A 12,056-nucleotide genomic window follows, 5' to 3' on the forward strand; every position below is an offset into this window, starting at 1 on the left:
GGAGCAGTGAACACGGATGGAGCAACTATTAGTATTGACTTATGGAGACAAAATATATAAGTGCACATTACATCCAAATGAGCAATCAATAGTGTCGATTGGAAAAGAGTGGACAAATGATATTACGAATCCAAGTTTAGAACAAGAAGTAGAGTTAAAGTGGAATAATGAAGTAAATGCTTGGATGGTACAGGATCAATTAATAGAATTCAATAAGGAAATTGAGATTGGGAAAACAAGAGATGTGAGCTTGAAAATCTTTATATCTATTGTTGGCACAACTAAAGTGTTTGATATTGGAACGAAACATTCTCTTACAGTGAGTCAAAACGATTACGATGATATTTCTATTACCGGGACTAGTGTAGATTTAATGCTATCTCGCGAAACGTTGTACGATTCTTTTAAAGTGAACGTGTATGGCGGGGATGTATTTCATAATTATACGAAGTTAAAAGATAGCGTTATGTTGGAATCAGGAGACGTATTATATTTTGATGGTATTTTATTGGAGATTGGTAGTGAAGACATTCAAGTACTTTCTTCAGAAGATAAAGTGAAATCTGCGTTACCTATTTTAGTAGAATCAGAAACGAATTATCAAAGTGGTTATCCAGACTATCATCGTTCACCACGTATTATTTACCGTGAACCAGAAGAGAAAATGACAATTGCAAAGCCTTCAAGTATGCCATCAAAACCAACGGAGCATTTAGCAAGAATCATTGCACCTTCACTTGTCATGATTGTCGTAACTGTATTACTTGCTATTTTCATGAAATATGGAATGTTTATTATCGCATCGATTGCGATGACATTAGTAACAATCATTGTTTCTGTCACATCGTATATTAAAAATTTGAAGCAATATAAAGTCGACATTGTTGAACGAGATAAAAGCTATAGAGAGTATATAAAACAAAAAACGAAAGATTTACATGCAGAAAGTGAAAAACAGCGTCACGCATTACATTATCACAATCCAAATGTAGAAGTAATACGTAATATGGCAGTTCAAGTAAATCCTAGAATTTATGAAAAAACAATGTTACATCATGATTTCTTAACATTTAGCGTTGGAACAGGACAAGCTAATACGAGTTTTGAAATTCAATTTAATGAAGAAGAATTTAGTCAAACGAAAGATGAATTAATCGATATAGCACGTGAACTAAGACAGCGTTATCTATCATTGGAAGATGTACCAGTTGTAACAGATTTAATGAATGGACCAGTCGGTTATATTGGCCAACGCTCTTTAGTGTTAGAGCAATTACAATTATTAGTTGCACAAACGGCTTTATTCCATAGTTATTATGACTTGCAGTTTATTACTATTTTTCCGGAAGAAGAAAAAGAAAAATGGGATTGGATGCGCTGGTTACCTCATGGAAGTGTTCGCGATATAAATGTACGTGGATTTGTATACCATGATCGTAGCCGTGATCAAGTGTTAAATAGTTTGTATCAAATATTGAAAGAACGAAAATTAAAACTAGATGAAAAAAGTTCTACTAATGAAAAAATGTACTTTGCACCGCACTATGTCGTTCTCATTACAGATGAAAAACTAATATTAGACCATGTTGTTATGGAATTCTTTAATGATGATCCGAGTCAATTAGGTGTATCACTTGTATTTGTACAAGATGTTATGCAAAGTTTACCGGAGCATGTGAAAACGGTAATAGATATAAGAGATGCAAAACAAGGGAACATCATCTTAGAGCAAGGAGAGCTTGTTAACCGTCAATTTAAACTAAATCACGTACCGAAAGGGTTCAATTTAGAAGATATTTCACGGGCATTAGCACCATTAAATCATTTGCAAAACTTAAAAAATAGTATTCCAGAAAGCGTAACATTTTTAGAAATGTACGGCGTTGAAAAAGTAAAAGAACTGAATATCACAAGTCGTTGGGAGAAAAATGCAGCGCATAAATCTTTAGCTGTACCACTTGGATTACGTGGTAAAGAAGATATCGTAAACTTAAACTTACACGAAAAAGCACACGGACCACACGGATTAATAGCAGGTACAACCGGTTCAGGTAAATCGGAAATTATACAATCGTATATTTTATCTCTAGCAGTCAATTTCCACCCGTACGAAGTAGCCTTTTTACTAATTGACTATAAAGGCGGCGGAATGGCGAATTTATTCAAAAACTTACCGCATTTATTAGGAACAATTACGAACTTAGATGGAGCACAAAGTATGAGAGCGCTCGCATCAATTAAAGCTGAATTGCAAAAAAGACAACGCTTATTTGGGGAAAATGATGTAAACCATATTAATCAGTATCAAAAACTGTATAAAGAAGGCTTAGTAAGTGAACCGATGCCGCATCTATTTTTAATTAGTGATGAATTCGCGGAACTGAAGTCAGAACAACCAGAATTTATGAAAGAGTTAGTTTCAACAGCGCGTATCGGTCGTTCGCTCGGAATCCATTTAATATTAGCTACGCAAAAACCGAGTGGTGTTGTAGATGATCAAATTTGGAGTAACTCGAAATTCAAACTAGCATTAAAAGTGCAAAATACATCAGATAGTAATGAAATTTTAAAAACACCAGATGCTGCTGAAATTACATTACCAGGACGTGCTTACTTACAAGTTGGGAATAATGAAATTTATGAACTATTCCAATCAGCTTGGAGCGGAGCAGACTATGTAGAAAACAAAGAGGATAAAGAACATTTAGACGCAACAATCTATGCAATAAATGATCTAGGACAATATGAAATATTAAGTGAAGACTTAAGTGGACTTGGTAGCAGTAAAGAAGTAATAAGCGTACCATCTGAACTGGATGCTGTTATTGACTACATTCACGATTACGCAGAAATAAATGAAATTGAAGCGTTAGCTAGACCGTGGTTACCACCACTTCCAGAAAGCGTATATTTACAAGACTTACACGCTATTCAGTTCAAAGAAGCATGGACGAAAGAAAAGAAACCATTACAAGCAACAGTTGGTCTACTAGATCAGCCTGAATTACAATCACAAACACCATTAACATTAGATATTAGTAAAGACGGACACGTAGCGGTCTTCTCAAGTCCAGGCTACGGAAAATCAACATTCTTACAATCAGTCATTATGGATGTAGCTCGCCAGCATAGTCCGGAGCATTTGCATGTGTATTTAGTGGACCTTGGAACAAATGGTCTTCTACCTTTAAAAGGATTACCTCATGTAGCGGATACGATTACGATTGATGAATCTGAAAAATGTTTAAAGTTTGTTGAAAGATTAACTCAAGAAATGAAAAATCGTAAACGATTATTAAGTGAATATGACGTTGCAAATATTGAAATGTATGAAAAGGCAAGTGGGAAAGAAATACCACATATTATTATTGCGATCGACAATTATGATGCAGTAAAAGAAGCGAAGTTCTATGAAAGCTTTGAAATGCTAATTATGCAAATTGTCCGAGATGGTGCAAGTTTAGGAATTCATACCTTAATTAGTGCAGGGCGACAAAATGCACTTAGAATTCAATTGTACAATAATATTAAAATTCAAACTTGTCTATATATGATTGATCAAAGTGAAGTAGCTAGTATTGTAGGGAGATCTGATATAAAAGTGGAAGAAACAGCAGGAAGAGCGTTAATAAAACTAGAATCTCCTACATTATTCCAGGTTGCATTACCTACGAAAGCAGAAGATGAATTACAGCAAATTCAATTATTACAACAAGAAGCAAATGATATGGACCGAGAATGGGATGGAGAACGTCCGAAGGCAATTCCAATGATGCCAGAAATTATTGATATTGCTACTTATCGTAAAAATAAAGAGGTTACAAAAGCCCTACAAGCAGCAAGAATTCCAATGGGGCTTGATTTTGCAAACGTAGAAGTTGTAGCTCATGATATTGCAGGGAATGATCATTTAATGATTTATAGTGTAGATGATAGTATGAGAAAACAAATTGTATCTAGCATCCTATCTCAATTGAATAAAGATTATTTTGAAAGTGTGACGTTAGTGGATACAGCAGAGTATAGTTTCGTTCAATATAAAGATAATGTGACGCACTACATTGTAGACGAAAATGAAATCAATATGCATGCGAAGTATTGGATGGAAGTAATTCGCGAACGAGCTCTTGAATTAGCGCAAGCAAGACAAGAAGGTAGAGAAATTCCTGCATTCACAAAACAACTCATTATCATGACAAATGTTGAAGAGTTTAGTAAATTTGTTTATTTAGAAATGGAGGATGCAGCAACTTTAATTGATCTATCTCGTACAGTAGGCATTTACTTTGTATTAGCAGGTCACCACGACTACATGGACCGAAATCGTGAAGCTCTACCTATGAAAATGAGAAGTAAGCTAACAGCAGCAATTATCGCAATGCCATTAAATGATCAAAGTATCTTCAACATAAAATATATAAGCAACGAAGCGCCATTAGGTAAAGATGAAGTGTATTACTATCAAAAAGGGAACATAATGAAACTAAAAATGCCTAGAGTAACTAACGAGGTGACAGTATGAAATTAAAGAAGAAAGCTAAGGTGATGATAGTCGTGTCAATAGTGGCAAGTTTATTAAGTGGATGTGGTTTTGGGGAGACAAAGATAGAGTATGAGAGATTAGTAAAGGCATTGGATGAAGGGGACATGAAGACTGTTATGTCTGCAAGTGATGATGGGTATGCTTATGTGAAAGAAGAGGTTAGGGATAGCACTTTTATTGAGGATAATAATAAGCAAATAGGAGTAGTTTATCAAACAACGCAAGGTATTTATAGTATTAAAGATAATATTCTTTTTGGTGAGGCACAAAAGAAAGTCAATACTCCAGTTGAGGATGAAAAACATAGTGACAACCCACAATATAAAGAAGAAGTTGTATTCAAGTCAGATATAAGATACGAAAATGGACAGCTAGAAGCTTCAAATCGAGGGAAAGATATGTCTAATATAAAATTAATGCTTAATAGAGTGCAAGGAATAAAAGAATTGAAACCAAATGTGAATAAAAAAAGCTTCAGCCAACCAGCTACGATAAGCTATAATTTATCAGAAATTCAATTTAAAGAGATATTTAATGGGAATTTAGGATTAGAGTATGAGAAGTTTAGTTATGCAACACTACTAATTGAATTTAATTCTGCTAAGGATACAAAGGAAAATCCGATGGAAATAACAGAGATAACAATTTCGATAGGCTATAAACAAAGAAATGAAGAAAATAATATGATTAGGCATGATCAAGAAATAACAACATATTTACATAATAAAGAAGAAAATAATCGGAAATCAAAAAAAGATTACTTACAATATGAAAAGAAATTTAAAGAAAGCCATTAATATATAAGGGGGAGAATATGGTGAATGAGGAAGATTATAAATTAAGTAGTGATGTAGGAAAATTAAGATTATCGGCAAAAGATATTTATGATTATAATGCACAAGAAAAAAAATATAATAATTCTGATCCAATAATAAATAAACAGAAGTTACAAGACAACTTTAATGCTAATCTTATAGCTTCTGATGATATTCATTCAGTAACTGGATTTGGGGCATATGCTTTAGAGGATAGAAACACGCATGAAATTTTCATTGTATACGTTGGAACCCAACCGAGCCAAATAGGTGATTTAGCAACCGATGGAGCAATTGGGCTACATAATTTAACTAATTCACCTATATTGGGGTCATTAGCGGAATTTCAGTATAGTCAAGCAGAAAAATTTTATGAAAAAGTCAAGGCGAAGAATAAAGGAAAGAAGATAACTTTACTAGGGCACTCCTTAGGTGGCGGAGCAGCGAATACAGTTGCATTAAGACATCAAGAAGATAATATAAACGTATTAGCTTTAAATCCTGCGCCTGTTTTAAATAAAGATGTGGTTAAGTACGGATACGGGACCAATATGAAAAATTGCCGCAGTCTTATAAATGAATATGATCCTTTGTATGGCGCCATTAAGGCCGCAGATTTTGTAATACCTGGACAGGTTTATAAAATGGAAAATGGGGAAGGGCATTCTTTTTTATATGATCCAAAATTTTATTCTAGGAATGGGAATGTAGCAATAGATAAATTGAAAAAGGTTAGCGAAACAGGATTTGATTGGAAATTTGGTTTTTTAGAAATATCAGAATCTGCTGGGGACCTATATAAAGGAATCACTGGAAAAAAAACATTAAGTACAACAGAAGAAGTTGTAGTGGATTTAGTGGTAAATGGAACCCCAGTCAGTGCAATTCTAGTTGCAATAACAGTAGTGGGAGATACTAGTGCTCTAGCAACAAAAATAGCAAGTATAGGTGTAGAAACAGGAAAAAAAGCTTTGAAATTTAGTAAGGAAGTTATACAAGAAGTTAGAAATCAGGTGAATGCGGCTGTGGATTGGATAGAGAATAAATTAGCAAAATGTAAGGAAAAGGTACTTGAAGTGTTAGAATCAGTATTTAACGCAGCTGTAGATTTTTTAGTAGGATGCATCATTCTTTATTTATCCCGTGATGAAATTATAGCAATTGCAAAAGAAGTAGCATCTTCTCTTGTTCAAGATATTTTAGATGTATTTAAAGGTGACTTTGAAATTGATACAAATATTGCTTCAATTGCTGGAGATTATGTAAGAAGCCATCGCCAATCATTATTAAACTATTTTATGAATGATGGTAGTAGAGGATTAAATCGTTCATTATTAGTAGAGATTTCCAGAGATGTGAACGAACTTTCAAATGATTTAAAAGAGTTAAGTCAAGATGTAACAGATGCGGTAATTTCTATGATAGCAAAAGATGAAGAGTTAGCTTCGGTTTCTTATTATTGATAAATGTTAAGGAAGGGGGTATGAGGATGGATTTACATATGATAATGTCGAGGGTTCATAGTACATTTCCGGACAGTGGTGGGCGAGATCAAATTATTAACGTTGTTATGCAACTTGAAAAAGCAGCTGTATCTTTGACAGGAGATATTAGAAGATTAGAAAGTAGTATTGATAATAGTTTGCAAGGTAAAACACGTGATGCTTTTATTGATCGTATCCGCCAATTAGAAAAAAGGCGACAAAAAATAGAAGAGAAAATTATCGTATTAAAAGGATCGGTGAATTAATATGAAAGATTATATGGAGAAAGTTTTGCCTTTAGGAAGTGTAGTGAGGTTGAGTACTGAGGAAGAAAAAGATGTAGAGTATGTAATTACTACAAGAGGAATACTTCTCGATGAAGACACTTTCTATGATTATGGTGGGGTATTACACCCAGTAGGTTTGACGGCAGAGACATATAAATTATTCAATGACTTTGATATTTTAGAAGTGAAATTTGAAGGGTATAAAAATTCTATTGAAGGAAAATTTGCTCATAATTTTAAAATATGGCGAAATGAATTTGTAAAAACGATAAAGAACAAGGCTGAAAATAATAAGTAACAATTATTAATAAAACAAGGGCTATAATATATTTAGAAATAAATAGACTTTCCTCTTCCAACATGGAAAGAGGAAAGTCTATTTTTGATTGAATAAGAATCTAAATATCTAGTATTACGTGGGAACAACATGAAAAAGAACGTCAAGAATTTATAGCGAATAGAAAAAGAATAAAATAAAAGTTGAAATAACATTTGTAAATAATAGTCATAGACTGTTTTTTATGGTGGAAATCTATTTGTGAAGAAATAAATCATTTTATCCTATATGATGAAAATGGGATATTTCGGTATTTTTATAGTTAGGAAAAAGTTATTCTAAAAGGAGTCAGTTGAATGAATCATAGACGCAAGAAAAAGAAACCGAAACAAATAAGAAAAGAAGCAGTTCAGATAAAACCGATAGTAGAAGAATAACCACTAAAGAAGAGTAGCAACAAGTTGGTTTATATTCTCCTAGGTATTCTTCTTTTCCAAATTTTATATGGGCTGTCTTGGAAGGTTCTACAACACAAGTAAGCAAAGGGAAGACTTTCCTTATTATCGTTTTCTTTATCTTAATTGCAATAGGGTTATCTATGATAGGAAACAAATAAGGGGGAGTTCAGATGTTTAAGAAGAAGGAGAAAAAAAGCATTTACGTTAGACTGGTAAACACACAAGGGGAAATCATTCGAGAGTTTAATTGTACAGAAAAAGACTTGCGAAAAGTAAAAGAAAATGGTGCTGAAATTCGTTTGGTTGGAGATAAGTCATATGAGATGGTAGCAACCGATGAACAATTAGAAAAACTAGCAAGAGCTGAAGCAGAAATCGAAGCGGAAATTAAGGCATGGGAAGATGCTTTAAATGAGAGTTTGGATGAACGCGAAGAAAGAGAAGCGAGACAGAAGGAATTGAAAGAAAAGAATAAATGGAGTACAAAGAAGAAAGTAATCGTATTTGGACTCATATTCTTTGTATTTATTGGATTACCTATTATCGAAGGGTATCAAAATAGTAAACTAGTTGAAGAAGGTACATCGTTAAATGCAGAAATTGTAGGTAGGCACGTAGAGGAGGAATTTATATTTACACACCCCACACTAGTAGTTGAGGTAGATGGTAAAAAGCATAATGTATGGGTAAGTGAAGAGACATATAACGGAGCAGAGTGGTTAGGTAGACTAAAAGTCATCAAAACAAAAGATGGTAAAGTTGAGAAAGACCCTAGATATGAGGGTGAAGACTTAATTACGAGTTATTAAGCAGTATGTTTTTAGTATTCGCTTCTCTCAAATTAAATAACATTATTATTTGCAAAAATCGAATCCATTAAAATAAAAAACAAATTTTAAATAACTGTAATAACCTCCTAGCATATTGTTGATGGGAGGTTATCACCTTTCTGAAGATAAAATTAAAGCTATATTATCTCGATACAATTGTGATGACAGTAACGTTTTTACTAAGTGAGTGCAGTTTCGGGGGAAACAAAAATAGAGTATGAGGAATATGCTTAAGTGAAAGAGAGAAGAATATTTAGAGCTTTTGAGGAGAAAGAAGGCTATTTGAACTATCAAAAGCATTCTGATTATGTACGGTAATTAATGTAGTGATGATATACATAAAAGATTATCTAAATTTAGTTACACAAAGATGAATGTACTTGAAAAATTAGGAATGTAATGGGATTTTAGTGAATGAAAATTATTTAAACTGTATAGAAGGTGAAAAACTGAATGTGGAACATAAAAGAAGAAGATTTAGATGGATTTCGAGTAACATGTAGCAGCCGTTTAAGTCCTGAGGGTGCTTTAGGTTTTATGATAGGAACAATAGTGTACGTTTCAGTTATGATGTTTTTTCTTATTGGTACTTTAGTAACCTTTGGTTGGGACTACTATACTAGTTTATTTGAGAAAACAATTGTTAAAATTGAACTTGTGCTATATAGCTTGCAAATAATTTTTTTAATTCTATATTCATTTCCAAAAGCTCGATTTAAATTTCAAGAGTTCCAAACGATTGTCGTATTATTATATGCATTTCAATTAGGTACAATATTATTCACAGCTCTGATTCTTCCTGGAATGTCTGATTATACAATCGACGGAATTACATTAGTATATGTAGGTTTCTTATTTTTAGGAGCAGTGATTGTTCATATTGTGACAACGATTGATACGTTTAAACAGGCAAGTGAAGGTGCATTTAGTATGAATGAAAGATCCTCTTCCTTTTTTAGTAAAACAAAAGAGACTATGATGAAAGTGGCTTCAATATACGCATTAATCCTACTTATTTTGATTTATTTTCATAATGATTATACGTTTGATACTTTTATTGGATATGTAATAGGTACTGTTTTACTATATACAGTAGCCGTTGGTGCAGCAGAATTCCAGCTATTGGTGTACTGTAGATTCAAATTTAAATCATTTAATATGACTTGGGAAGAAAATGAGAGAATGCGTGGGAGAACTCGAAAACAAAATAAAAAATTCAAAACGAAAAGTAAATAAGGGTGAAATAGAATTTAAGTGTATGAGAATTATTTAAACTATATAGAAGGTGAAAAAACTGAATGTGGAATATAAGAGAAGAAGATATGGGTCTTTTTGAAATTGAAAATAGAAATCGATTAAGTCCGGATTATATAAGAATCTTTTATGGGGGAGTTTTTGCATATACTTCTATACCCATACTTATTATGTTTTTAATTCTTTTGCTAAATGGTGATAAGATTTCTTTAACTCCTTTTGAGAAGATAGTTGTACAAACTGAAGTGGAATTGTATGTTTTGGAGTTCATTTTTTTAATGTTATTCATGCCTAAAAAGCTCGCTTTTAAATTACAGAAACTCCAAACCATTGTGACCGTATTTTATTCTTTTCAGTTAGCAACATTACCATTTATGGCTATGGTGGTTGAAGAAATCTTTGATTTTCCATGTGATAATAAAACACTGGTTTATGTTGGTTTAATACTTTTAGGTGCAATGTGTACTCACATTGTAGCAACGATCGATGTTTTTAGAAAAGCAAAGCATGGAGGATATAAATTGAAAGGACCGGCTGTCTCGTTTTTTACTAACATGAAATTATATTTATTAATTGGGATGATAAGTTGTGTAATAGTTTTGCTTATATTAATTTTCCTAAACCTTAATTATGCATTTGATGAAATGGCAATTTATGTGACACAAACAATAATATTATATACATTTGCTGTAGTATCAGCAGAATTCGTCCTATTGGTATATTGTCGCTTTAAATTTCCATCATTTAATATTACATGGGAACAACATGAAAAGGAACGCCAAGAATTTATAGCAAATAGAAAAAGAATAAGAGAGAAAGAACAAAAGCGAAACAAAAACTGAAATGAAAGTTGTAAATGATACTCGTAAACTTATATTGAAGATAGAATGAATACATTATTCATAAATTAACTAGTAAAGGGAGGAATGTAAGATCTTGAATAAAGATTCTAAAGCCGTAAAAAAAGAAAAAGGTTTTTTTGAAGGTGTAATAGCACCTATTATTGTTGGGATTATGTTTATCTTTTTAATTCTATATAAAATAGCAGAGTTTCTGGGGAAGTGGCTCATTATTTTGTCAATACCGAGCTATATTGTTACTATGTTTATTTTTTTATACCAGAAAGAATATGGAGGTGTATTGGTTTGTGGAATAGGCTTAATACTAATGCTATCGCTGTATTTTGTGTTTGTTAAAAAAAGTAAAAAAGGCTAGTTTAATATGAAATACTAAAAACATTTATTTACTTTCAGTTTGTCTACAAAAATAGAGTTATTACATGATTTTAGAAAAGATGGTGTAATTATATGTGGAATATAAAAGAAGAAGATTTAAATGAATTTAAAAGTACTTGTAAGAACCGCTTAAGTCCCGACTGGGCTACAGGGTTTATGTTTGGAACGATGTTTTTTATTTCATTAATAATGTTTTTTCTTATTGTAGGGTTAATAAGGTTTGGTTGGAGTTATTACCCGACTCTCTTTGATAAAATAATTGTTAGCCTTGAGTTAGTGCTTTATAGTCTTCAAGTAATTTTTTTAATTATTTATCTGTTTCCTAAGATGCCATTTAAATTTCAGAAACTACAAACACTTGTGGTACTGTTATATGCGTTTCAGCTAGGTACTATTACATTTACAATGTTGATAATCCCGGGAATGTCAAATTATTCAATTGATCAAATTACATTAATGTATGTTGGGTTATTATTTTTAGGTGCAGTCATATTACATATTTTAGCGACTATTGATACTTTTAGACAGGCAAGTAAAGGGGCATTTAATACGGGAGAAGAATCCTCATCATTTTTTAGTAAAACAAAGAGGATTGCAATTAAGTGTGCTCTAATTTATGTGTTAACTCTTCTCATTTTAATTTATGTGCATAATGATTATACACTGAAGATTTTTGGATTGTATGCGGGAGGAACTTTAATAATGTACACAGTAGCCATAGGTGCAGCAGAGTTCCAATTATTAGCCTATTGTAGATTTAAATTTCCATCATTTTATATTTCGTGGGAGGAGCATGAAAGGGAACGTCAGGAATTCTTAAAGCGTTATAAAGAGAGGGAGGAAAAGAAAGCGAAAGAAATAAAATAAGTTTTG

General features: G+C 32.4%; 9 protein-coding genes and 3 pseudogenes. All 12 read left to right on the top strand.

The features are described 5' to 3' along the window. Nucleotides 1-16: 16 nt before the first annotated feature. Nucleotides 17-298: pseudogene (locus ACXKY9_RS09860) on the top strand (FtsK/SpoIIIE N-terminal domain-containing protein); the annotation flags it as partial. Then, a pseudogene (essC, locus tag ACXKY9_RS09865) lies at nucleotides 293-4,522 on the top strand (type VII secretion protein EssC); the annotation flags it as partial. The pseudogenes ACXKY9_RS09860 and essC, both read left to right, overlap by 6 nt. Beyond that, nucleotides 4,519-5,340, top strand: a complete 822-nt coding sequence (locus ACXKY9_RS09870; RefSeq protein WP_000768474.1) for a DUF3952 domain-containing protein — start codon at nucleotides 4,519-4,521, stop codon at nucleotides 5,338-5,340. The pseudogene essC and the gene ACXKY9_RS09870, both read left to right, overlap by 4 nt. Nucleotides 5,341-5,357: 17 nt before the next feature. Next, complete coding sequence (locus ACXKY9_RS09875; RefSeq protein ID WP_000245873.1) at nucleotides 5,358-6,821, top strand: lipase family protein; 1,464 nt, start codon at nucleotides 5,358-5,360, stop codon at nucleotides 6,819-6,821. A 26-nt stretch (nucleotides 6,822-6,847) separates the two neighbouring features. Continuing rightward, nucleotides 6,848-7,108, top strand: a complete 261-nt coding sequence (locus tag ACXKY9_RS09880; RefSeq protein WP_000363091.1) for a hypothetical protein — start codon at nucleotides 6,848-6,850, stop codon at nucleotides 7,106-7,108. A gap of 1 nt (nucleotide 7,109) precedes the next feature. Beyond that, the gene (locus tag ACXKY9_RS09885) at nucleotides 7,110-7,427 is read left to right on the top strand and encodes a DUF4176 domain-containing protein (protein WP_000656387.1); all 318 of its coding nucleotides are present in this window, start codon (nucleotides 7,110-7,112) and stop codon (nucleotides 7,425-7,427) included. Between the two features lie 335 nt (nucleotides 7,428-7,762). Next, nucleotides 7,763-8,022 (top strand): annotated as a pseudogene (locus ACXKY9_RS09890) (hypothetical protein). Nucleotides 8,023-8,034: 12 nt separating this feature from the next. Continuing rightward, on the top strand, nucleotides 8,035-8,673 hold the full coding sequence (locus ACXKY9_RS09895) for a hypothetical protein (protein ID WP_000473574.1): 639 nt from the start codon (nucleotides 8,035-8,037) through the stop codon (nucleotides 8,671-8,673). A 474-nt stretch (nucleotides 8,674-9,147) separates the two neighbouring features. After that, entirely contained in the window at nucleotides 9,148-9,930 is a 783-nt protein-coding gene (locus ACXKY9_RS09900; RefSeq protein WP_000267104.1) for a polysaccharide biosynthesis protein, read from the top strand. Nucleotides 9,931-9,992: 62 nt separating this feature from the next. Continuing rightward, entirely contained in the window at nucleotides 9,993-10,790 is a 798-nt protein-coding gene (locus ACXKY9_RS09905) for a hypothetical protein (protein WP_000267191.1), read from the top strand. 94 nt (nucleotides 10,791-10,884) lie between these two features. Beyond that, nucleotides 10,885-11,163 carry a hypothetical protein gene (locus ACXKY9_RS09910; RefSeq protein WP_001030796.1) on the top strand — a complete coding sequence of 93 codons (279 nt, stop codon included), beginning with the start codon at nucleotides 10,885-10,887 and terminating at the stop codon, nucleotides 11,161-11,163. Between the two features lie 92 nt (nucleotides 11,164-11,255). Continuing rightward, nucleotides 11,256-12,050 (top strand): hypothetical protein, encoded by a 795-nt coding sequence (locus ACXKY9_RS09915; protein WP_000267162.1) that lies wholly within the window; start codon nucleotides 11,256-11,258, stop codon nucleotides 12,048-12,050. The last annotated feature ends 6 nt before the right edge of the window (nucleotides 12,051-12,056 follow it).

The sequence above is a fragment of the Bacillus sp. 2175 genome (assembly GCF_057812155.1).

Coding starts and splice junctions, on each gene's coding strand:
- ACXKY9_RS09875 (WP_000245873.1), top strand. CDS start 5,358: ATGGTGAATGAGGAAGATTATAAATTAAGTAGTGATGTAGGAAAATTA.
- ACXKY9_RS09915 (WP_000267162.1), top strand. CDS start 11,256: ATGTGGAATATAAAAGAAGAAGATTTAAATGAATTTAAAAGTACTTGT.
- ACXKY9_RS09880 (WP_000363091.1), top strand. CDS start 6,848: ATGGATTTACATATGATAATGTCGAGGGTTCATAGTACATTTCCGGAC.
- ACXKY9_RS09870 (WP_000768474.1), top strand. CDS start 4,519: ATGAAATTAAAGAAGAAAGCTAAGGTGATGATAGTCGTGTCAATAGTG.
- ACXKY9_RS09900 (WP_000267104.1), top strand. CDS start 9,148: ATGTGGAACATAAAAGAAGAAGATTTAGATGGATTTCGAGTAACATGT.
- ACXKY9_RS09905 (WP_000267191.1), top strand. CDS start 9,993: ATGTGGAATATAAGAGAAGAAGATATGGGTCTTTTTGAAATTGAAAAT.
- ACXKY9_RS09885 (WP_000656387.1), top strand. CDS start 7,110: ATGAAAGATTATATGGAGAAAGTTTTGCCTTTAGGAAGTGTAGTGAGG.
- ACXKY9_RS09895 (WP_000473574.1), top strand. CDS start 8,035: ATGTTTAAGAAGAAGGAGAAAAAAAGCATTTACGTTAGACTGGTAAAC.